15 protein-coding genes and 1 other RNA gene are annotated in these 23,143 nt (G+C 62.6%); 10 read left to right on the forward strand and 6 right to left on the reverse strand.

The features are described from left to right. Nucleotides 1–46: 46 nt before the first annotated feature. The 8 genes from ffs (at nucleotide 47) to B5F33_RS02845 (ending at nucleotide 8,201) form a co-directional block, all read left to right on the forward strand. Nucleotides 47–142, forward strand: an RNA gene (gene ffs / locus B5F33_RS02810) — signal recognition particle sRNA small type. A 226-nt stretch (nucleotides 143–368) separates the two neighbouring features. Further along, nucleotides 369–2,192, forward strand: a complete 1,824-nt coding sequence (locus tag B5F33_RS02815; protein WP_087410272.1) for an ABC transporter ATP-binding protein — start codon at nucleotides 369–371, stop codon at nucleotides 2,190–2,192. Continuing rightward, nucleotides 2,189–4,051, forward strand: a complete 1,863-nt coding sequence (locus tag B5F33_RS02820; protein WP_087410273.1) for an ABC transporter ATP-binding protein — start codon at nucleotides 2,189–2,191, stop codon at nucleotides 4,049–4,051. Before B5F33_RS02815 ends, B5F33_RS02820 begins: the two co-directional genes overlap by 4 nt. A 378-nt stretch (nucleotides 4,052–4,429) precedes the next feature. Then, nucleotides 4,430–4,798 carry a GntR family transcriptional regulator gene (locus tag B5F33_RS02825; protein WP_087410274.1) on the forward strand — a complete coding sequence of 123 codons (369 nt, stop codon included), beginning with the start codon at nucleotides 4,430–4,432 and terminating at the stop codon, nucleotides 4,796–4,798. Nucleotides 4,799–4,858: 60 nt separating this feature from the next. Next, a complete protein-coding gene (locus B5F33_RS02830) occupies nucleotides 4,859–5,788 on the forward strand; it encodes an ABC transporter ATP-binding protein (RefSeq protein ID WP_087410275.1) in 930 nt (309 codons plus the stop codon). Next, nucleotides 5,789–6,526 carry an ABC-2 transporter permease gene (locus B5F33_RS02835; protein WP_087410276.1) on the forward strand — a complete coding sequence of 246 codons (738 nt, stop codon included), beginning with the start codon at nucleotides 5,789–5,791 and terminating at the stop codon, nucleotides 6,524–6,526. A gap of 210 nt (nucleotides 6,527–6,736) precedes the next feature. Then, complete coding sequence (gene bilS, locus B5F33_RS02840; protein WP_087410277.1) at nucleotides 6,737–7,282, forward strand: flavodoxin family protein BilS; 546 nt, start codon at nucleotides 6,737–6,739, stop codon at nucleotides 7,280–7,282. 148 nt (nucleotides 7,283–7,430) lie between these two features. Then, nucleotides 7,431–8,201: a tyrosine-protein phosphatase gene (locus B5F33_RS02845; RefSeq protein WP_087410278.1), complete on the forward strand. Its 771-nt coding sequence runs from the start codon at nucleotides 7,431–7,433 to the stop codon at nucleotides 8,199–8,201. A gap of 421 nt (nucleotides 8,202–8,622) precedes the next feature. Here B5F33_RS02845 and B5F33_RS02850 read toward each other — a convergent pair whose 3' ends face one another. After that, complete coding sequence (locus B5F33_RS02850; protein WP_087410279.1) at nucleotides 8,623–10,854, reverse strand: LTA synthase family protein; 2,232 nt, start codon at nucleotides 10,852–10,854, stop codon at nucleotides 8,623–8,625. Nucleotides 10,855–11,208: 354 nt separating this feature from the next. On the opposite strand from B5F33_RS02850, the gene B5F33_RS02855 reads away from it, so the two are divergent. After that, on the forward strand, nucleotides 11,209–12,027 hold the full coding sequence (locus tag B5F33_RS02855; protein ID WP_087410280.1) for a nitroreductase family protein: 819 nt from the start codon (nucleotides 11,209–11,211) through the stop codon (nucleotides 12,025–12,027). Between the two features lie 222 nt (nucleotides 12,028–12,249). Here the strand turns inward: B5F33_RS02855 and B5F33_RS02860 are convergent, their stop codons facing one another. Together B5F33_RS02860 and B5F33_RS02865 are read right to left on the reverse strand one after the other, a co-directional pair. Continuing rightward, nucleotides 12,250–14,400, reverse strand: a complete 2,151-nt coding sequence (locus B5F33_RS02860) for a KUP/HAK/KT family potassium transporter (RefSeq protein ID WP_087410281.1) — start codon at nucleotides 14,398–14,400, stop codon at nucleotides 12,250–12,252. A 102-nt stretch (nucleotides 14,401–14,502) separates the two neighbouring features. Then, a complete protein-coding gene (locus B5F33_RS02865; RefSeq protein ID WP_239284687.1) occupies nucleotides 14,503–17,079 on the reverse strand; it encodes a class I SAM-dependent methyltransferase in 2,577 nt (858 codons plus the stop codon). Between the two features lie 188 nt (nucleotides 17,080–17,267). On the opposite strand from B5F33_RS02865, the gene B5F33_RS02870 reads away from it, so the two are divergent. Further along, nucleotides 17,268–18,095 (forward strand): HAD family hydrolase, encoded by an 828-nt coding sequence (locus B5F33_RS02870; protein ID WP_087410282.1) that lies wholly within the window; start codon nucleotides 17,268–17,270, stop codon nucleotides 18,093–18,095. A gap of 610 nt (nucleotides 18,096–18,705) precedes the next feature. Here B5F33_RS02870 and B5F33_RS02875 read toward each other — a convergent pair. From B5F33_RS02875 to B5F33_RS02885, 3 genes are read right to left on the reverse strand one after another with little or no spacing between them, the layout of a single operon-like run. Next, nucleotides 18,706–20,715, reverse strand: a complete 2,010-nt coding sequence (locus tag B5F33_RS02875) for an ABC transporter ATP-binding protein (protein ID WP_087410283.1) — start codon at nucleotides 20,713–20,715, stop codon at nucleotides 18,706–18,708. Beyond that, complete coding sequence (locus B5F33_RS02880; RefSeq protein ID WP_087410284.1) at nucleotides 20,708–22,516, reverse strand: ABC transporter ATP-binding protein; 1,809 nt, start codon at nucleotides 22,514–22,516, stop codon at nucleotides 20,708–20,710. The genes B5F33_RS02875 and B5F33_RS02880 overlap by 8 nt, the downstream gene beginning before the upstream one ends. Then, nucleotides 22,513–23,013, reverse strand: a complete 501-nt coding sequence (locus tag B5F33_RS02885) for a MarR family transcriptional regulator (protein ID WP_087410285.1) — start codon at nucleotides 23,011–23,013, stop codon at nucleotides 22,513–22,515. The genes B5F33_RS02880 and B5F33_RS02885 overlap by 4 nt, the downstream gene beginning before the upstream one ends. Nucleotides 23,014–23,143: the final 130 nt, after the last annotated feature.

Raw genomic sequence — 23,143 nt, forward strand, 5'->3', positions numbered from 1 at the left:
GTACCATACAGGGGTCGCCTCAGGCGACTGGTTACGCCTTGTGCGTTCGATGGGTTCGGGTGACGATATGTTCCGAACCTGGTCAGGTCCGGGAGGAAGCAGCCATAAGGAGCCTCTGACGGGCACCCGGATCCATCGAGGGCACAGGGCGTTTTTCTATCTATTGGCCACCGTAACACCGTGGGGCCAAGGTTCAGCTGCGGGTTTACAGGCGACGCGTCCACAACAATTGCCATACCTTTACAATCGTCGCAGGTGGTCGGCGGTATTATTAACGGGCAACCGTACGTTGTCCGCTCCACGTTGCGACGCGTCTCCCCGCATGGATCTCGGGGGCATGTGCCGCACAATTTGACGAGGTCAAAGGCATGTTCAAGCTTTTCAAGCGATTCGCCGGGGCTTACCGGCGCTATTTCATCATCGGCCCTGCCAGCAAGCTGCTCGAAGTCTTTTTCGACCTGCTCACACCTCTGGTGATCGCCCGGATGATCGATGAGGGCGTGACGTCGCGCGATGTGCCCGAGGTCGTGCGCTACGGCGTCTTGCTGCTGGTCATGGCGGTTGTTGGACTGTGCTTCACCCTCGTGTGCCAGAAGATGGCGGCGCTCGCATCGCAGGGTATGGGTACCGACATCCGCCGGGAGCTCTATCGCTCCATCAACCGGCTCTCCCATGCCGAGCTCGATCGATTCGGAACCCCTTCGCTCATCACACGCATCACAAACGACGTCAACCAGGTGCAGCTTGCCGTCGCGCTCGGCGTGCGTCAGCTCATCCGGTGGCCGTTTTTGGCGATCGGTTCCATGGTGGCGGCGCTGCTCATCGACCTCAAGCTGGGCGTTATCTTCCTCATCTCGACGCCGCTCATCGGCATCGTGTTCTGGGTGGTCATGGCCAAATGCGTGCCGTACTATCGCCAGATGCAGCAAAAGCTCGACCGCATTGCCCTCATCACCCGGGAAGGCCTTTCCGGCGCTCGCGTTATCCGCGCATTCGTGCGAGAGGAGCACGAGCGGGAGCGGTTTCGCGCCGCGGCCTACGACCAGGCGCAGACGGCCATCGCGGTGGGCAAGCTTTCGTCCGTGCTCAACCCGGTCACCTTCCTGGTGATGAACCTCGGCGTGTGCGCGATCCTGTGGGCGGGCGGCATCCAGGTGAACGTAGGGGACCTCACCCAGGGCGAGGTCATGGCCTTCGTGAACTACATGACCCAGACGCTGCTTTCCATTGTCTATGTGGCCAACCTTGTGGTGGTGTTCACCAAGGCCAGCGCAAGCGCCACCCGCGTGAACGAGGTTCTTGAGTGCGAACCCAGCGTCAGCGACGAGGGGAATGCCCCGGTCGACCTTGCGCCCGTTGCAGCCGCCTTGGAGCAGACCCGCGCAGACGGTGCCGACGCGTCTGCGATTCCCGCTCTGCGCATGAGCGGAGCCTGCTATGCGTTCGCCGGTTCCTCGACGAACGCCGTCGACCATGCCGACATCACGCTGCTGCCCGGACAGACGCTTGGCGTCATAGGCGGTACGGGTTCGGGCAAGTCCACCCTTGTGTCGCTCATTCCGCGACTTTACGACACGACGGCCGGCTCGGTGGACGTCATGGGAACCGATGTGCGCTTGTGGCCGCTGCGCCAGCTGCGCCAGGTTGTGGGCATGGTGCCGCAGAAGGCGTCGCTGGTCTCGGGCACCATCCGCTCCAATCTGTGTTGGCGCGATGCCCAGGCGTCGGACGAAGAGCTCTGGCATGCCCTCGAGTGCGCCCAGGCTGCGGAGTTCGTTCGCAAGCTGCCCCAGGGCCTCGACAGCCCGGTCGAGGCAGGCGGCAAGAACTTCTCGGGAGGCCAGCGCCAGCGCCTGACCATCGCCCGCGCCTTGGTCGGCTCGCCCGCCCTGCTTATCCTGGACGACTCCGCCTCTGCGCTCGACTTCAAGACTGACGCAGCCCTGCGTCGGGCTATTCGCACGCTGTCGCATACCAGATCTGCTGGCCTGCCGCTCACCACGGTTATCGTGTCACAGCGCGTCTCGTCGGTGCGCGACGCCGACATCATCTGCGTGATGCGCCACGGAGAGATCGTGGGGCAGGGCACGCACGATGAGCTTCTGGCCACGTGTCCGATCTATCAGGAAATCTGCCTCTCACAGCTCAAACGTGAAGAGCTGGGGGCTGCAGGGGAAGGAGGTGCCCGATGAGCAACCCGTATCAGTCGGTGGGATCTGTCGCCACGGTGGCGTCGAGCATCTCGGGCAACAACGGCCTTGACTCCATGGGAGACGGCCCCGAAGGCCGCGTGCCCCAGATGCCGACAGGCGAGGTGGCCCGCAGGCTCCTCTCCTACGTGCGCCCGCATATGGGTTCTTTTGTGGTCTCGTTCGTGTCCGCCGCCATCTCGGTGGTGCTGCAGCTCTACGTTCCCATCCTGACCGGCCAGGGAATCGACCTGATCGTCTCGGCCGGACAGGTCGATTTTGGTGCGCTCATACCGCTGCTCGAACGGTTGGCGCTCGTTATCGTGGGGGCTGCGGCCTTCCAGTGGCTGCAGGGATATTGCGTCAGCCGTCTGTCGTACGAAACGGTGCGGGACATGCGCGTCGAGGCAAACGACAAGCTGTTTCGCATGCCGCTGTCCTTCGTGGACTCGCATGCGCACGGGGATCTCATCTCGCGCGTCGTGAACGATGTCGACCAGGTGGGGGACGGCCTGCTGCAAGGCTTTACACAGCTGTTTACCGGCGTCGTCACGATTGTCGGCACGCTTGTCTTCATGCTGTCGATCTCGGTGCCCATGGCCGTGGTGGTGGTGCTTGTGACCCCGCTTTCGGTGATCGTGGCATCGCTTATCGCCAAGCTGTCCAACCATAGCTTCGCCTCCCAGCAGCGCATCCAGGGACAGCTGGGAGGATACGTCGAGGAGCTGGTTGGCAGCCAGAAGCTCGTGGACACCTTCGCCTATGGCGACCGTGCGCAGGAGGGATTCGACAGCATCAACGGGGAGCTCTATACGGCAGGCGAGCGTGCTCAGTTCTTAAGTTCGCTGTCCAATCCTGGCACCCGCTTCGTGAACAACGTGATCTATGCCGTCGTGGCGATCATCGGCTGCATGTGCGTTATTACCGGCGTGCCCGCGCCGCTCACCGTGGGCCAGGTCCAGACCTTTTTGTCCTATGCGAATCAATACACCAAGCCGTTCAACGAGATAACCAGCGTCATTACGCAGATCCAGACCGCGTTTGCCAGCGCGCGTCGCCTGTTTGCCCTGCTCGACGCGGCCGAGGAGGAGCCTGACCCCGCTGACGCCCACGAGCTTGCACATCCTAAGGGCGACGTGCAGATCGACCACGTCGACTTCTCGTACGTAAAGGACCGTCCGCTGCTGCAAGACATCTGCGTCCATGCCCGCCCTGGCATGAGGTTCGCGCTTGTGGGGCCAACAGGGTGCGGCAAGACGACCCTCATCAATCTGCTGCTGCGCTTCTACGATGTCGATGCGGGCGACATCCGCCTGGACGGCGAGTCCATCGCGCGTCTCACGCGGTCTAGCCTGCGCCGTGCCTTCGGTATGGTGCTCCAGGATACCTGGCTTTTCGAGGGCACGGTGCACGACAACATAGCCTACGGCCGTCCTGATGCCACGCGCGAAGAGGTCGAGGCGGCGGCGCGCCGGGCACACGCCCACGCGTTCATCGAGGCGCTGCCCAAGGGATACGACACCGTGATTCCCGAGGATGGAGGGACCTTCTCGCAGGGCCAGAAGCAGCTGCTGTGCATCGCCCGCGTCATGCTCACCAATCCTGCGATCCTGCTGCTGGACGAAGCTACAAGCTCCATCGACACGCGTACCGAGCTGCAGGTTCAGGCGGCGTTTGACGAGATGATCGCGGGTCGCACGAGCTTCATCGTGGCACATCGCCTGTCGACGATTCGCAACGCCGACTGCATCCTGGTCATGCGCGACGGCAAGATCATCGAGCGCGGCGGACACGACGAGCTCCTTGCGCGCGGCGGCGCCTACGCCGAGCTCTACAACAGCCAGTTCGCTACGTCGGAGTGACGCGCCGCGGCTGCCGTTTACCTGTGGTCATCGATTTCACGCAAGGGCCCTGCCACAGGGGGACGGGTGCGGTTGGCCATTGGGGACGGGTACGGTTGGCAAAGGGGCTGCCTGCCCCTTTGCCAACCGTACCCGTCCCCAATGGCCAACCGCACCCGTCCCCCGTGGCAGGCCCTGCCTCTTTTTGGACAAGGTTCCCAAAAAGTGCTTGCACTGTGTATAGGTGTGTATATACTGTACTTATCGAGTATATACAGTATGCTCGGTGCGGACACGGTCTTAGACGTCGGGCTGCGTCCGCGCTGCGCCCGGGGACGCCCAGACGCAGCAATCCCAGCAGGGGACGCCCTGTCGGGCGGCAGAAAGGACACCGGATACGTGGAACTCATCATCTCCAATTCGAGCAACAAGCCCATCTACGAGCAGATCGTCGACCAAATCAAGGGCATGGTCCTCTCGGGAGAGCTGGCCGAGGGCGAACAGCTTCCCAGCATCCGCTCCCTGGCAAACAGCCTGCGCGTAAGCGCCATCACTACGAAGCGCGCCTATGCAGACCTCGAAGCTGCGGGGTTTATCGAGACGGTCCAGGGCAAAGGCAGCTTTGTGGCGGGCGGCAACACGGAGCTTATCCGCGAGGAACAGCTGCGCCAGGTCGAGGGGCTCATGGGCCAGGCCATCGCATCGGGTCGCGCCATGGGGCTGTCCGACGATGAGCTGGTGGAGATGTTTACGCTCGAACTTGAGTGAGCGGTTCTAGGTACGGTCGCCGGTCATCGGACAGGGCGACAGACACAGGAGTGACGACCAATGACGATTGCAACCGACCGCGCTCAAAACGCCGCTATCGACGCGACGTCCCTCATCGAGGCGCGCGGTCTCACCAAACACTACAACGGCTTCTCGCTGCATGACGTCTCGTTCACCGTGGAGGAGGGGGAGATTGTAGGCTTCGTCGGCAAGAACGGGGCTGGCAAATCGACCACCATCAAGGCGCTCTTGGGGCTTATCGCCCTCGACGGCGGCGCGGCAGACATCCTGGGGCATGACGCGGCGACTCTAGCGCGTCCCAGCGGGGCGGCATTGAAAGAGCGCATCGGCGTGGTGTTCGACACGGTTTCTATGCCAGGACATCTTACGGTGTCGGATGTGGCAAGCATGTATGCGCGTGCGTTTCGCACCTGGGACCAGCGCCAATTTCAGACGTATCTGGATCGCTTTGATCTGCCTGCCCGCAAGGCGATTAAGGACCTGTCTCGCGGCATGGGCATGAAGTTGAGCCTTGCCTGCGCGCTCAGCCACGATGCATGCCTTCTTGTTCTTGACGAGGCTACGGCGGGTCTTGATCCCATGGCGCGCGACGAGGTGCTCGACCTGTTGCGCGCGTTCGTGGCCGAGCCGGGGCGCGCGGTCTTCATGTCGAGCCACATCACGACCGATCTGGACAAGATCGCCGACCGCGTCATCGGCATCGACGGTGGCCGCATCATCTTCGACCGCTACAAGGACGAGATCACCGACACGATGGGTGTCGCCCGTTGCCGCGTGGCCGAGTTCGAGGCCATCGCGGCGAGCGGCATCATCCCCGAGCACGAGCTGCGCTACCTGCGACACGACTACGGCATTGACGTGTTGGTGCCCGACCGCTTCGCCTTCGCCGAGAACTTCCCCAACGTTCCCTGCGACCGCATGACCATCGATGACTACCTCACCCTTACGCTGAAAGGCGGTGTGCGATAGATGAAGCGTGCATACCTGATGGAGCTTACCGTTCTTAAAAGCTATGTGCGGCAGCTCGTGGGCCTGGGGTTCTTCGTAGCGATCTGCATATGCATCGGCATGAAGAACATCGTGTCGGTGCCGGGCATTCTCACGATGATGCTGTTCATGATGAGCTCGATGTCTGCCGCGGCCTATGACGAGCAGAATAACTGGGGTCTCTTTCGACTGACGATGCCCGTGTCCCGCCGAGACGTGGTGCTTGCACGCTACGGCGTGATCCTTACGTTGGGCGTTGTCGGCATGCTGTTGGGATTCGTGGCGACCGCGCTGCTCATGGCGGTGGCGGGCGCTGTCGATCTGCCCGGAGGACTCTCTGGTATGTTGGCGTTTTCGCCCGAAAACGTCCAGGCCATGGTGTTTGCGTCCATGTTCTGCATGGTCGTGGGCGCGACTATCGCATCTATCGTGACGCCCATCTATTTCCGCCTGGGCCAGACCAAGGCGACGCAGTTCATCCCCATGATCGTGGTCATCGTATTCATCTGCCCGTTTGTAGTGCTCGGTGGGTCCGGCATGCTCGATGCGGGGGCGGTGCATCTCGAGGGCATCATGCGCGTGCTCGCCGACACGCTGGCCCTCATCGAGACGCCTCAGGGCGTCGCGGTGTTTGCCGTGGCGGCGCTTGTCTTTACGCTGGCGGTGCTGGGAGTCTCCTCCGCCATCTCCCTCAAGCTCTACGAACGTCGTGAGCTGTAGCTCGCTTGCTATGTCTTTTGCGTCGCGTGGGTATGGCCGTGCTGCGGCGACTGAGGAATGGGTATATCGGCTGGCGACAGAATGAACGGCACGGCCGGGCGGCAGACGGGACACATCCGTTCACCGTGCGGCCGTGCACATCGGTTGAGCCAACGCCGGGGAAGCGCCGCAGCGCATGCCGGCTGGCAGGTCATAAGGAGGTCACAGCCCATGAGCGTCGCAATCGTGGCAAGCAGCAAGGGTGGTAACACCAAGAAAGTGGCAGATGCGCTGACAGAAGCCCTGAAGGCAAAGGGTGTCGATGTCTCCTACAGCGGTTCGGTTCCGGTGGATGGGGCACCGGGCGCCAAAGAGGCCCGCGACGCCGTCGAGGCCGCAACAACGGTGCTCGTTGGTTTCTGGACCGATAAGGGCGATTGTGCCCCGGAGGTCGCCGAGCTGCTTTCAAAGCTTTCGGGCAAGCGTGTATTTCTCTTCGGCACCGCTGGCTTCGGCGGGAGCCCGGAGTACTTTGAACGCATCTTGGGCAACGTCCGCTCCCATCTCGCGGACAGCTCGGAGCTGGTCGGCTCGGCTATGTGCCAGGGCAAGATGGGTCCCGCGGTGCGCCATCGGTATGAGGCGATGCAGGCGGAGCACCCTGACGATGCTCGCATCCAGGCAATGATTGATATTTTTGATGCGGCGCTCTCGCATCCGGACGCAGACGACCTTTCGAGCATTGTTCGCGCTGCCGAGGATGCGCTGGGTATCTAGAGGCTTCGTGTGACATGTGTGTGACATGTCGGTCGGCGTCAAGGTAAACGTTCCGTCAGCCGCGCGTGCTGCTCGGGGTCGGCGCATGCCGACTGGGCTATAGTTGTAGGCAAACGCCGCGCCTGCCGGCATGTAGTAAGAGGGGAACATGTCCCAGACACAGCTGTATACCTCTGAGCCGCTGCCGTTGCGCCGCTTGCGCAACGTGCGGGACCTGGGCGGATATCCGTATGTCGACGAGGCTGGTCATACCGGTCGTACGGCATGCGGCGTATTTCTGCGCTCCGGGGCCCTGGGTCGTGCCAGTCGCAGCGACATAGCGGCGCTGTGGGCGTATGGGCTTGCCTTGGTGATTGACGTGCGCAGTAACTTCGAACTGCGCATATGGCCCGATCCCTTTGCCGACGGCGGTGTGCCGGGCGTGGTCTACGAGCACATTCCCATGATGGATCAGCTCAATTCCAACGGTTTCCAGGGGCTGCTGCCCGAGAACATGTTCAATGTGTATCGCGATCTTCTTGACGGCGACCCCGATGATTTCCGCGTACTGCTTGAGGCGGCCGACCAGTATGGTGCAGGAGGGTGCACGCTGTTTCACTGTCGTGCCGGCAAGGACCGCACTGGCGTCATCGCTATGCTGTTGCTGGGCTTGGCCGGTGTGGACGATGAGCACATCGTGGCCGACTATGCGGCCACACAGCAATACATGGGCCGCGGGCTGCGCGCACAGCGCATCGCGGTGTCGGTGCTCATTCGAAAGAAGGTTCCGCGTTGCCTGTTCGAGGCCGACCCCCATGAGATGGAACGCACGTTGGATTACCTGCATCGTACCTATGGCGGGGCCTACCGCTATCTCCGCGATGTCGCCGGTTGCTCCGAAGAGCTTCTCCGGCGAACCCAATCCCGCCTTCGCCAGTAGTCGCCGCGACTTCCGACTTTCTCTCATTCGCCGGAAACGTCTCGATAGAGCCTTCTGAGACCCCGCGATTGTATGTTCGCTTCGGAAAAGGGCGTCCGAAACGCGATGCGGTGAGTAGACCGATTATTTCACAGAAGAACCCGCAGGTAGAACAGGTGCTGCATGTAGGGCTACTTGGCAGGTCGCCGTTTGGACGCCCTTTTCCGAAACGAACGCACACAAGACGCCGTGCATGCCCGAAAAGCGCTTCTTAGCTGAGCGTCATAAACACAAAATGCCGGGCGGGGCCTCTCCCGCCACGAGCTTAACAGCAAAAAGCCCCCTAATGGGGACTTTTTTGCAAAGGCTCGTTGGAAGCGGAGATCGGAAGCGGAGATCGGAAGCGGAGATAAAAGACCTGGCTAGGGCCGATAGCTCCAAGTTACTTTATCTTCGTCGTGCCGGGATCCAGGTTCGGGTCAGTCTCGTTTGCCGCGCTTTGGAGCGTCTTGGTAAAGATGCCCTCGCCGTGATCGAAGAGCTTCAGGTACTGCATGTACGACAAGCGGCGTCTCGCCTCGGTAGCGTCTATGCCTGCCTGGCTCATACCGTCCGTGTTCTGGGCGGCTTCGCTCAGATGCCACGTGCCGTTGCTGTCGCAGTATCCCGTTGTGTTGATGGCGGGCAGCGCCTCGCGCAGCGAGAGCTGGGCCTTCTGGTAGTCCGTAAGCGGCGCACCGATCACGTTCATAAGCATTGTGCCCAGGTAGTTGGTAGAAAGGTCAAGCTCCTGGCTCGTCTGGTCGCTGCCGGCAACGTCGTAGTTCGCCCAGATCACATAGTCGGTCTGCCATAGGCGCTCGGTATGCGTCGCGGGGTCCTCGTTCGTGAACCACTGGTCGTTGAACTCGGAGGGGAAGTAGGGCTGGTGGTCGCCGAAGAAGACCACGACGACTTTGCGGTCGAGCTTCTTCAGCGCGCGGATAAACTGCTCGAGTGCGCGGTCGGACTCCTGGATAAGCGACAGATACTCATTGACCTCGGCATCGTAGAGGCCGTCGATCAGATAGTCTGTGCGCTTGTTTGCCGGCAGCATGCCCGTCTCGTAGCCCGAGTGGTTCTGCATGGTCACGTCGAAGATGAACTGCGGGTCGCTGTTGTCCTCGAGCAGCTGGAGAATGCGGTCGTACGTAGCCTCGTCAGTCACCATGCCGCGCAGCGTGTCGGCGCCATCGAAGTCATCGATGGTCAAGAACTCGTCGAAACCGAAGTCGTTGTAGACGTTCTCGCGGTTCCAGTTGGTGCCGTGGTTGGGGTGCATAGCTGTGGTCGTGTACCCAAGCTCCTTGAACTGGGCAGCCAGGTTTTCCGTCTGGGTCAGGTTATAGATGGTGTAGGGGTACACGCCCTGCCCCAGGTATGCCATGGAATTGCCGGTAAGGAATTCGAACTCGGTGTTGCAGGTGCCGCCGCCGTAGGCCGACACATACAGGCGTCCGCGCAGCAGCGCATCAGAGATGCTCTTGAAGTACTCGGGTCCCTGGTAGTTTGCATGCAGGAACTGGTAGATGGAGAGGTCGGAGAAGGTCTCGTTCATGATGGCGATGACGGTGGGCTTCTCTTCGTCGAACTGCTCGGTTGCCTGGGCGCGCGTCTCGCTGGCGCCTTCGCCGGCGTCATAGTCGGCAGCATATTCATCAATGTAGTCCTGCGCCTCATCTGCCGAGTAACCCTTGGGCTTCGGCGGCACGATGGTCTGCGCGCTCGAGATGAAGGCGGGCAGGAATCCCTGACGATAGTAGCTCTCAAGCGGACGCCAGGTGTACACCTGGATGTTGAGCGTGTTGTAGTAGTCGATGAGCGTGACATGGCAGGTGACGCCAACCAGGCACAGCAGCCCGATGACAAGGTTGGCAACCATGCGACGACGGCTGCGGACGGGAGCGTCGGGCCGCAGTGCGCCGGCAAGCTGGAAGGCCAGCATGCCGAGGGCGGCCAGGGCCATGCCGTACAGGTAGAAGGACGACAGCGTATAGGTGTATCCGGTGCCTGCGACAGCGGCCGCGGTGGACAGGGCAGAGAGGTCACCCGGTTGGATGGGGGTCGACTTGAAGGTGATCACAAAATACTCAGCCACGCCCAGCACATAGAGGCCCAGCCCAAGCAACGCCGGCGCGGTGCCGCGGCGCTGGCCAACAAAGAACAGCCCGGCGCATACGGCGGTGACAAGGGCGTACTCAAGCAGCAGGCAGAGGGGGTACATCCAGCTGATGTCGTGGTTGCTGGGGATCTCGAGTCCCAGTGTCATGAATGCTCCACCCACCAGGATCAGGACGACAGTCAGGCCGAGCGGGTGAGCGAAGTGCCCCTCGGGCGACGTGAGTGCAATCAGGCGCGAGCGCACGGCGGGACGCGCGAAGTTCGCGACGGCGCAGAGGGTGAGCACGATGTTCGCAAAGATGGCCGCCAGGGGATCCTGCTGCACCAGGCCAATGCCCGACCAAACGGCCAGGAAGAGCTGAAGAGCAACGAAGATGACGCCCCAAATCGTGCCGCTGAGATGTTGGTCTCGCTGCAGGGGGTGGGCATCCGGCGTCGTGGCGCTGCGACGCACGACAAAGCCGAGCACGACGCTCACGACGGCAAAGATACAAGAGAAGACAGCCACGAGCATGAGAGGCTCCTTTTCCAAGAACGCGTGGCGCCATGAGGCGGGACTCCACGCGTCTATACCGAGGCCTTATGTAGGCCTGACAGACTCCTGACAAATCAACCTGTCCCATGGTAGCGCCCGTTTGTCGAGATTCTATCGACACACTGCCGTTCCGCCGAAAGGGCATGTCCCAGGACAGGAAGCGGGCGCCGAAGATCCAACGGAGGGCGCTTGGGACGCTGGCGTCGCAGGCCACCCGGCGGACAACGTCCCGCCTTGGGCGTATGCTGGATAATGAAGGAGCCCGCGCCGCACGGCAGCGCCATTGTGTAGGCCGGCGGCGTTCGATCGTATTCCAAGCATCAAGGAGGACCAATGGCAGAGACGCAAGCCCCGAGCCCCTATGCCGACAACGCCGTGCTCGACGTCATCGAGCAGCGCTCGTCGACGCGCCAGTTCAAGCAGGGGGTTCAGCCCACCGACGAGCAGCGTGCGGCCGTGCTGCATGCAGCGACCCGCGCCCCTTCGGCAGGCGCCATGATGATGTACTCGATTATCGACGTGCGCAAGCAGGAGACGCTCGACCGTCTGTCGGTGCTCTGCGACAACCAGCCGTTCATCGCCAAGGCCCCGTGGGCGCTCGTGTTCGTCGTGGACTATGCCAAATGGATCGACCTGTTTGAGCATGTAGGGTGTTTCACGCCCGAGTTCGTCGAGCGCACAGGCAAGGCGCCGCGCCGCTCGTCGCACATGGGCGACTTCTCCATCGCCGCACAGGATACCGTCATCGCCGCACAGACCGCTGCCATTGCGGCAGAGGCGGTGGGTCTGGGCAGCTGCTACATCGGAGACGTTGTGGAGCAGGCCGAGCAGATGGCCGAGCTTCTCGACTTGCCCGCGCACACCATGCCGCTTTCCATGCTGGTGCTGGGTACGCCAGCAAAGGAGCGCCCGGCAACGCCGCACCCGGTAGAGAACATCGTCATGCTCGAGCGCTATCGCCGCGCCGACGCCAAGACGCTCGATGCTCAGGTAGCCGAAATGGATGCCATGTTCCGTCCGCACGCCAAGGAGGCGGGCGAGCGCGTCGTGGATATCTACACGCGCAAGCACACGAGTACCTTCATGGCCGAGATGGATCGCTCCGTGCGTGCCTGGTTTGCCAACTGGACCGGGGAGAAGCCGCTGCGCTAGTCACTGCGCTAGTTACCGTGCTGGGCATCGCGTCGGTCGCCGCGCCGTGCGTGTAGCGCTCATACAAAAAGCCCGACCTCGTGCTCGGCGCAATCCCTGTTGTCGGAGCATGTGCCCTGGCGGGTAAGGAGCGACGAGCGACGGGGGTCGGGCCCAGTCCAAGCGGTGGATCGAAGATGGCCGCGCTCGTCGTGGAAGAGCGGCGCGCGCGGCCATCGGACATTACGGACGGTCGTTCGGAGCGACGCGTACGAGCTTGTTGACGGTCGTGAACTTGATGAACAGCGGCACGTACTCCACGATGATCGAGGAGTTCTCCAGGCCGTACCAACGGGCAGGTGAACCGGCGACGCTGCGGATGGCGTACTTAAGCGCGATGGCGGTACGCTCGCTGGCGTCGACATCGGATTCCTGGGCCAGCGTCTTGCGCAGCATGCAGAACTTGAACGAGCCGATGGGGCCGGGCTTCTTGTACACGGAGTACTCGTGGGTCTGAGGCGGCAGCTCGCCGGAGGCAGAAAGGTCCGTGACGACCTGGCGCAGATAGGCGTTCACACGCTGGTTGACCTTATAGCCCAGGTACAGGTGTACGCGGAAGACGTAGTCCGTGCCAAACGACTCGACCGAGTAGGCATGGGTGTACGGATCGTCCATGACCTCGACGTTCACAAACCACCAGGCGCGGGCGCGCTTGGGGTGCTTGTCCAAGATGGAATAGAGGATGTCGCGGTCCAGGTAGTCGGTGTTGGTGTCGTTGGTCAGGTACACCAGGTTGTCGCTCACCAGGTCGTAGGTGGTGTCGTCGCGCAGGCGCTCCAGCTGCTTGAGGTAGTTGCGCAGCGGCAGCAGCGTGGCCTGACGGCGCTCGACCGCGGTGCCCGAATACCAGCTCAGCATGATGCCCATGATGAGGGCGGCAAGCAGGATGGTGAAGTAGCCGCCGTGGAAGAACTTCGTGAGCGAAGAGCCGAAGAAAAAGCCTTCGAGCGCGACGAAGAACACCAGGAAAATCCAGGGGAACAGCGTGAGCTTTCGCACCTTACGCAGGTAGACAAACAAAAGCGTCGTCGTCGAGAGCATGGTGATGGTGATGGCCAGGCCGTAGGCGCTTTCCATGCGCGCGGAGGACTGGAACAGCAGGACAACGATCACGCAGCCTATCCACATGACGTAGTTCACCATGGGAATGTAGAGCTGGCCCTTGGTCTCGGCAGGATAGAAGATCTGCATGTGCGGCATGAGGTCCAGACGGCTTGCCTCGGACACCAGCGAGAAGGCGCCGGTGATGAGCGCCTGCGATGCGATGATGGCCGCAAGCACGGAGAAGACGACGCCGAAGGGACGGATGATGTCGGGAAGCATCTGGAAGAAGGGGTTCATGTCCTCGATGCCGGCGAGATTCGCGTTGCCGGCATTTGCCAGCAGCCAGGCGCCCTGTCCGAGGTAGCTCAGGATGAGGCACACCTTGACGAACGGCCAGGTCGCATAGATGTTGCCCTTGCCAACATGGCCCATGTCCGAATAGAGCGCCTCGGCGCCGGTCGTCGCCAGAAAGCAGCTGCCCAGGATCATGATGCCGGCGTGATTGTGCGAGCTAAACAGGAACTGCAGGCCGTAGATCGGGTTGATGGCCAGCAGCACGCGCGGGTCGGTTAGCGTGAAGACGAGGCCGGTGATGCCCAAAAACAGGAACCATCCCAGCATGACGGGGCCAAAGGCGCGTCCGATTTTGCTCGTTCCGGCTCGCTGCACCAAGAACAGGATGCATACGATGATGAGCGTGATGATGACGACGTTCATCTGGTTGTCGCCGATGAGCGCGTGCGTCTCGGGGATGGTGCGCAGGCCTTCGACGCCGGTGGTGATGGTCACCGCGGGCGTGAGGACGCCGTCGGCAAGAAGCGCCGAGCCGCCCAGCATGGCCGGGATGATGAGCCATTTGCCAAAACGTCGCACGATGCTGTACAGGGCGAAGATGCCGCCCTCGCCGTGGTTGTCGGCTTTGAGCGAGATCAGCACATACTTCACCGTGGTGAGCAGCGTGACGGTCCAGATGACGAGGGAGAGCGCGCCGAGCACGAACTCCTCCGAGATGTTCATGATGCCGCCCTGCCCGGCAAGGAGGGCCTTGGTGACGTACATGGGCGAGGTTCCGATGTCGCCGTATACCACGCCGATGGTTACCAGCATCGCAGCGATGCTTACCGGAATGGCAGCCCCTTCACGATGCGCACCCTTGGGAGCCTTGGGCTCCGGGGCGGGTTTCTGCTTGGTCGCGCGCTTCAGACTTAGTGTTCCGGTTCCTCCCGGTGAAGCGACTCCGTCGGTGGCGTCCTCTTTGCGCCCTGACTCAATATCTGGTTGTAGTGACATGGGTACGTGCTCCTCAGCATATTCGGGTGCTCGCAACCTATTCGAGCAGCTCAAACATCTGCACAGCAGAGGGTGCGTGCATTAGCAGACCATTATAGCGACTCAGTACATGCGACGCACGAGATAGCAGCGATGTATGCGCGGGTTGCGGGCGAAGTCCTCGGGTATGGTCTGCGCCGAGATGTCCTCAAGCTTCACGCCGGATGCCATGAGCTCGTCCACGCGGGGCTTGAAGGAGCGCAGGTTGCACGAGAAGATCGCTTCACCGTCTGGGGTGAGCAGGTCCGCCACGCCGCGCAACAGCTCCACGTGGTCGCGCTGGACATCGAAGGAGCGTCGTCCCATCTTGGCGGAGTTGGAGAACGTGGGCGGGTCGCAGAAGATGAGGTCCCAGCGGTTGGCCGTGCGGCGCATATCGCGGATCCAGCCGAGTACGTCGGCGCGCACATAATGGTGCTCGGGCCCGGTGAAGCCGTTGATGGCCATGTTGCGCTCTGCCCAGTCGAGATAGGTGTTGGAAAGGTCCACGGTCACCGTCTCTTCGACGCCGGCGTCGGCGGCGTAGCAGGTGGCCGTGCCCGTGTAAGCAAAGAGGTTCAAGAACCAGCGCTTGCCGCGCGCGTGTTCGCGCACCATGCCGCGCGTGACGCGGTGGTCCAAAAAGATGCCGGTGTCCAGGTAGTCATCGAAATTCACAGCGAAGGTAAGCCCACCTTCCTCGATGAGCGGAAGCTTGCGGTCGCGTGGCGCGCCGTGGCCCGAGCCCTGGCCGGAGCCGCCAGTCCGCTTCCGGGCATACTGTGAGCCGCCGCGCGAGCGCATGCGGGCCTTTGCGTACACGTGGCGCGGGTCCACGTCCAACACGTGCGGGGCAATGGCGAGGATGTCGAGCATACGCGCCTGGGCAAGGGCGGGGTCGATAGTCTTTGGCGCGGCGTATTCCGCTATGACGAGCCAGCGTCCCGGTGTCGCGGCGCTGCCCTCGTAGAGGTCGATTGCCGCCGCGTAGTCGGGAAGATCTGCGTCGTAGACGCGGTAGCAGGTGACGCCCGTGCGCTTGGCCCAGCGGCGGCGCAGGCGGGCGACTTTCTTGAGACGGTGGGCAAACTGCTCCGATTCGGGCACGAGCACGGGGATGGGCTTGCCGTCTCCGAGGTCCACCGTTGCGGTTGCGGCGGGGGCGTCTGCGGCGGCGGAGGTACTTGCAGCAGTGGAGGCTCCTGCGGCGACTGCGTTCTGGCGGGCGTTCGCATCGCCGGACGAGGCCGTGCGACCGCGGCGGCGCGGGCTCCTCTGAGCGGAGGCGCCGGATGCGTCGCCAAGGGTGCCTGCCTCCGTGCCTGTCCCGGCGTCTGTCGCGCTCGCGGCGCTAGCCTGGACACCGTCGTTGGCTTCGGCTGCAGCGGAGCCGGTCGCGGTCGCTCCAGGATAGCGTCGTATGGTCGCCGCCTCGTTGTTGGGGCGCACCGAGAGCGTCTTGTTTGGCGCGGTGCCCAGGGCCCGGTCCATCGTGTTGTCATACGCGAGCACGGCTGCAGGGAAGGTGTTCAGCGGCGCATGGCGGCGCAGGTCGCGCATGAGCGTCACGATGGCGGGGGCGAGCGTGATGGGAAGCTCGGTCGTGTCGGCAAGCAGGCCGCCCCGGGGCGCGACGTTCGAGACATGTTCGCTCGGCTTGGAATTGCTTGTTGCGCTGTGCGTCGCGTTTCCGCAGACGCCTGCAAGCGAGGCTTCGAAGGAGGCCGTTGTCGGCTCTACCGGGGCAATCAGGGTATCAATGCCCGACAGGTGCCACAGTCGCTGTGCAAAGGAGCGCGACTGTGGATCGGCATCGGTTGCAATGATGGAAGCGTGCCCGATTGCCTCGCAGCGGCCCGAGCCAAGCGTTGCGCGCTCATCCGCAGCGCGGCGTTCGGCTTCCCATGCCTGTTCGTCGTGCGCTCCCCAGCCCATAAAGCCCCAGCGTCGGCGGTCGAGGCCAGGGGCGCGATCGAGCAGTTGGAGCGCGGCTTCCAGCTCGACGCCGCCGCCCGCACAGCAGGCGTCGACAAGGATGGGCGGTTGTGCCGCCTGTCCAGCATGAAACGCGCGGCAAGCCGCCGGCCAGTCCGTCTGGGCCAGCAAGAGCGCGGCGTAGTCGGGGCGAAGCACGTGGGCCTCGTGGCCGGTGGCATGGCGTGTCGCCGCGCGCGGCATACGCCTGAACAGCGGTTCTCCGGAGAGGTCGAGCGCAAGCGTTGCGCGGTGCCCGCGAAGCGAGAGCATGACGTGCGCGTCGGGGCGGTCGGTGTCCACGGAGGGGCGAATGCCTGCGACGTCCATAACGTGGTCGCAGATAGCGTCCTTGACGCGGAGCGCAGCAAAGCGCCCGTCGCGCAGCTTCTCGTTCGAGCCGTTCGTGCTCACTGCGATGGTAGCCCCCAGTCGCAAGATGGCTTCCCACGGCAGTGCGCGCGCGGACGCGTACAGGGCGTCGGCGTCGGGACAGTCGAAGCGGTCCAGGACAAGCAGGATGCGGCTGGCCAAGTGTGACCACAGGCAGGCGCGGTAGGCCTCCGCCGGCCCTCCCTCAAACGTCACGCGGCCTTGCAGCTTGCGGACGCGGGGCAGACCGAGTGCGCGGAGCTCGTTGGCAAGTGCCTCTTCGAAGCCGGCGGGACAGCTCGCATACAGTTCCATGGCAGACCTCTCGTTTGCGTGGCCGGACCGAGCTGCCGCACGTCGTGCGCAGGCGAGGCCGGACGGTTTTGGGCGCGCCCATTATATGTGCTCGCACTCGATGACATGTCGGTTGCGTGCGTTGGGGTTCGCCCGGGTCAACTGGTATTATCGGTACCATTGTATCGATGTAAGAGGGGGCTAGGTTTATGGATGCCATCGAACAAGACGTGCCGGCGGTACTGTTCTTCGATGTCGACGGGACCATTATCTGGCATCCGGTCGGCACCAGCACCGACGACACGGTAGCCCACGCGGTTCCGACTCCCGCGGTGACGGAGGCATTTCATCGTCTCCGCGACCGCGGGCATTTGGCGTTCATCTGCACCGGTCGCCCTCTTTGCCTGGCGTCCCAGGCACTGCTTGACCTTCGCCCGGCCGGGCTGGTGACCTCCGCGGGCGCCTGCCTTGTCATAGACGGCAAGGTGGTGGCGGAAGAGCCTATTCCCTTGGAGATCTTTGAGGATGCGGTAAGGCGCCTTGTGGACGCGGGCGTCGAGGTGCTGCTCGAGGGCACAGAAGGCTGCGTCGGCCTTATCCCTGGCGGAGGAACCTACGAGGGCATTCCAGGAGTTCCCACCGCTCACAGCCTCGATGATGTGCGCCGGCTTTCCAACATGCGTTTCTGCAAGTTCTCCTATCAGGACAGCCAGTTGCCCGCCCTACAGACCGTCAAGGATGTCCTGTCCCGCCATTTCGCCTTCTTCGATCTGGGCTTAGGGGTAGGGGAGGCCTGCCGCATCGGGCAGGACAAGGCCACGGGCGTCCGTCGCGTGCTTGAGTATCTGGGGCGCGACGAGCGCAGGACCTTCGGCTTTGGCGACTCTGAGAACGATCTGCCCATGCTGCGTTCTGTGGAGACGCCCGTCGCTATGGGCAATGCGCTGCCTAGTGTGAAGGCCATGGCGTCGTATGTGACGACACCGGTCGAAGAGGACGGTGTTCCCGCGGCGCTTGCCCATTTCGGCCTGATCTAGTCGAGGTCGCCCCTCTGCGTAGCTGACGTATCGCCCTCCGAGCAGCCGCCGGCGGCCCCGGTGGCGCCTAATTGCCCTCTTCCGGCGACGGCAATCCGTAAAAAGGGCGCCGCCGGGAGGAGGCTCGGCGACTCGATTCGGTTTTATGCAGTTATTTCGGGAATCTCTGAGTAGACGTTCATTTTTATCAACAAAACCGCAGGTCGCGTGAGGCCAAACTCGGGGTCTACTCGGCAAGTCACAAACTAACTGCATAAAAACGAATCGAGTTTTTCTTGGCTGGTGGTTTGCTCGTCGAGCGCCCCCAGGAACCCGTGTTTCTGCGCCAGGCGCGTGGCGCCGGCTGCCTCGCGTTTGCTCCTATGCCGGCATGGCGGTCATCCGTAAAAACTGAGCGTCGACGGCTGCATATTTCGCCGAGGCTCAGTTTTTCTTCAGAATCAGGGCAGATTCCGGGGAATTACTGAGCGTCGGTGAATCGTGTGCCCGAACCCCTTGCAGTCGGCTCGAGCTACAGGATCGGGCTACAAAAAGAGGGGGCAGGCTGTGCCTGTCCCCTCTCGCGTCGGTGAGCGGATGTCGCCGACGGTGGTGCGTGCAACGAGCAGCGCTACTCCAGCTCGAACGCTCCGGTGTAGAGCTGGTAGTAGGTGCCGCGCTTCGCAATGAGCTCGTCGTGGCTGCCGCGCTCGATGATGCGGCCGTGATCGAGCACGATAATCGCATCGGAGTTGCGGACAGTCGACAGGCGGTGCGCGATCACGAACGTGGTGCGGCCGTTCATGAGGGCGTCCATGCCCTTCTGAACAATGGCCTCGGTCCGCGTGTCGATCGACGAGGTCGCCTCGTCCAGGATCATGACCGGCGGGTCGGCGACTGCGGCGCGCGAGATCGAGAGCAGCTGACGCTGGCCCTGGCTCAGGTTGGAGCCGTTGTCGGTGAGCATCGTCTGGTAGCCCTCGGGCAGGCGCTGGATGAAGCTGTGCGCGCCAGCGAGCTTGGCCGCGGCGATGCACTCCTCGTCGGTGGCGTCGAGCCTGCCGTAGCGGATGTTGTCCATGACGGTGCCCGTGAACAGGTTCACTTCCTGCAGCACCATGCCGAGGGAGCGACGCAGGTCGCTCTTCTTGATCTTGTTGATGTTGATGCCGTCGTAGCGGATCTTGCCGTCGGCGATGTCATAGAACCGGTTGATGAGGTTCGTGATCGTCGTCTTGCCGGCGCCCGTCGCGCCCACGAAGGCAATCTTCTGGCCGGGCTTCGCCCAAACCGAGATGTCATGAAGCACGGTGTGGCCCGGCTTGTAGCCAAAGTCAACGTCGTTCAGGCGCACGTCGCCCTTAAGAGGCACAAGCTCGACGGTGCCGTCGTGATGCGGGTGCTTCCAGGCCCAATTGCCGGTGCGCTCTTCGCACTCCTCGATAGCGTCGCGCCCGTTGTTGCGCACGTTCACCAGCGTCACGTAGCCCTCATCCTTCTCGGGCTCCTCATCCATGAGCTCGAAGATGCGCTCAGCACCGGCGAGTCCCATGACCACGGCGTTGATCTGCTGCGAGATCTGGCCGATCTGGCCGGCAAACTGCTTGGTCATGTTCAGGAACGGCACGGTCACGGCAATGGAGAACGCCAGGCCCGAGATCGAGAGGTTCGGCACGTTGGCCTCAATGAAGATGCCGCCCACGAGCGCCACGATGACGTACATGAGGTTGCCGAGGTTCATGAGGATCGGGCCGAGCGTGTTGGTGTACATGTTGGCGTCGCGCGAGGCGCGGAAGAGCTCCTCGTTGCGCACGTCGAAGTCCTCCTGAGCGGCCTGCTCATGGCAGAAGACCTTTACGACCTTCTCGCCGTTCATGATTTCCTCGACGTGACCCTCGACGATGCCGATCTGCTTCTGCTGCGCCACGAAGTTGCGCGCGGAGCGCGATCCCAGCACCTTGGTCATGTAGGCCATGAACAGCACGCCCGCGACGACCACGATGGCGAGCCACACGCTGTAGTACACCATGACGCACACCACGGAGATGCAGGTCACCACGGTAAGCGTGATGTTGGGCAGCGACTGGCCGATCATCTGGCGCAGGGCGTCGATGTCGTTGGTGTAGTGCGACATGATGTCGCCGTGCTGGTGCGTGTCGAAGAAGCGGATGGGCAGGTCCTGCATGTGGTCGAAGAGCTTCTCGCGGAACTTCTCGAGCGAGCCCTGCGTGATGACCGCCATGGTGCGGGTGTAGGTGAAGTTGAGGACGAGCGACACCGCATAGATGCAGAGCAGCGTGATGATGAGCGGCTCGATGCGCTGCGCGGCGGAAGCCCAGTCGCCGGACTCCCACGTGTCGGTCACGACCTCCAGCGTACGCTGCATGAAGGTCGCAGGCAGCGACGACAGGATGGCCGAGACCACGATGCAAACGAGCACCATGGGAAGCAGGCGCGGATAGAACGAGAAGAGCGTCTTGATAAGGCGTCCGAGCGTCTTGCCGCGCGCTCCGCCCTTCTTGGGTGCAGGCGGCGTCTGGCGCTTGGCCACGTTCTGGCGCTCGTCTTCGGGCTTCTCGGCCTTGGGGGTGTTGACGCCCAGGGTGTTCTTGAAGGCTTCAGATGCGGAGTTGTTACTCATGGTCGGCACCTCCCTTCACGGTCGAATCTTCCAAAGCGGTCTCCTCGGCAGACGCCGTCGCGACGTCCTCCTCGGAGGTGCGGTTCTGCTGCTCGTAGGTCTCGCGGTAGAAGTCGCAGTTCTTCATGAGCTCGTCGTGCGTACCCAGGCCCACGACGTGCCCGCTGTCGAGCACCAGGATGCGGTCGGCGTGTTCCACGGAGCTCGTGCGCTGCGCGATGATGATCTTGGTGGTATCGGGCAGGTAGCTCGCCAGGCCTTCACGGATGAGCGCGTCGGTCTTGGTGTCCACGGCGCTCGTGGAGTCGTCGAGGATCAGGACCTTCGGGTGCTTGAGGAGCGCTCGCGCGATGCACAGACGCTGCTTCTGGCCGCCCGAGACGTTGGTGCCGCCCTGCTCGATGTAGTAGTCGTACTTGCCGGGCAGGCCCTGGATGAACTCATCGGCCTGGGCGAGCCTGCACACCTCGACGATCTCGTCATAGGTCGCGTTCGGGTCGCCCCAGCGCAGGTTCTCCTTGATGGTGCCCGAGAACAGCACGTTCTTCTGCAGCACGACAGCCACGTTGTTGCGCAGGAAGTCCAGGTCGTAGTCGCGCACGTCGACGCCGCCGACCTTGACTGCGCCCTCCGTCACGTCGTACAGGCGGCTGATGAGGTTCACGAGCGAGGTCTTGGCCGAACCGGTGCCGCCCATGATGCCGAGCGTCTCGCCGCTCTTGATGTGCAGGTCGACGTCGGCGAGCGCACGATGCTCGGCCTTCTCGGAGTACTTGAACGTGACGTGGTCGAAGTCGATCGAGCCGTCCTTCATCTCGGTGATGGGATGCTCGGGGTTCTCGATGGTGGGCTCGGTCTCGATGACCTCCACGATACGCTCGGCGGACTCCTGAGCCATGGTGATCATGGCGAAGACCATCGACACCATCATGAGGGCCATGAGGATCATGAAGCCATAGGTGGTGAGTGCCGAGAGCTGGCCCACGTTGAAGACCTCGCCGCGGCTCGAGATGATGATGTAGCTGCCGAACTGCAGTACCACGACGAACACCGTGTACACGGCGAGGTTCATCATGGGCGTGTTCAGCGCAAGGATCTTCTCGGCGCGGGTGAAGTCGCGGCAGACGTCCTGGGCAGCAACGCCGAACTTCTTTTTCTCGTAGTCCTGGCGCACGTAGCTCTTGACGTCGCGCATGCCGGTGACGTTCTCCTCGACGGACTCGTTGAGCGCGTCGTACTTATGGAACACGGAGCGGAAGATCGGGTGCACGGTGCGCACGACCTTGAACAGGCCGAAGCCCAGGAACGGCACGATGATCACGAAGACAAGCGCCATGGGGCCGGCCATGATGAAGGCCATGATGATGCCGCAGATGAGCAGCATCGGGCAGCGGACGGCGGTGCGGATGATCATCATGTAGGCGAGCTGGACGTTCGTGATGTCCGTGGTGAGGCGGGTCACCAACGAGCTCGACGAGAACTGGTCGATGTTGGCAAAGCTGAAGCGCTGAATGGCGGCAAAGACGTCGTGGCGCAGGTTCTTGGCGAAGCCGCACGAGGCGATCGAGCATTCGACGCCGGCGCCGATGCCGAAGGCGAGCGAGGCCAGGGCCATGCCGATGAGCACACCCGCATAGGGGAGCATCTCGTTGAGGGTGGCGCCCGCCTGGATGGCGTTGATAAGCTGCGCGGTCACGAAGGGAATCGCCACCTCCATGACGACCTCGCCCAGCACGATGATCGGCGTCGCGAGGGCCGCGCGCTTATACTCCCTGATGCTCTGCATAAGGGTGTTGATCATGCAAGTTCCTCCCATCTGGTTCGAATCTTCTCAAGCATTTCTGCAAGCTGTTCCTGCTCTTCGACGGTCAGGCAGTCAAAGGCCCGGCGACGAAACAGGATGCGCTCTTCCTGATCGCGGGCCGCCTCGGCGATGCCCTTCTCGGTGAGGCGAATGGTGAGTTGCCTGCGGTCTTCGGGGTTGCGCGTACGCTCGATGAGGCCGGCGGTCTCGATTTTCGCCAGCACCTCCGAAAGCGATCCGGGCTTGAGTTCGAAAAACGACCCCAGCTCCTGCTGCGACATCTGCCCGCCGTGCTTGGCGATCAGGCAGATGATGGGCGCCTTTCCAGACCGGCCGCCGCCATGGAAGTGCATGAAGTGTCCGCAGTATCCAAGGCCGGCGAGCAGCCGGCGCGCCAACGCATCTTCGGGGCTGTCCGAGGCGTTGGCGCCGGTCGTGGCGGCAGACCCGTTCGGCAGCGTTTCGGACGATTCATCCCCGATGATTGTGCACATGCTGTCTCCTCTCTGATGCTCGTATTGTTTCTTTCGACCAGAGAAGATTACTACTGAAGCGCATATAGTCAAGGTACCGAATTATTCGGCAGAAAAATATATTGATGCGTCATCTTTCGGCGGGCGATGC

This window comes from Collinsella sp. An2 (genome assembly GCF_002160065.1).
Classification (GTDB): domain Bacteria; phylum Actinomycetota; class Coriobacteriia; order Coriobacteriales; family Coriobacteriaceae; genus Limicola.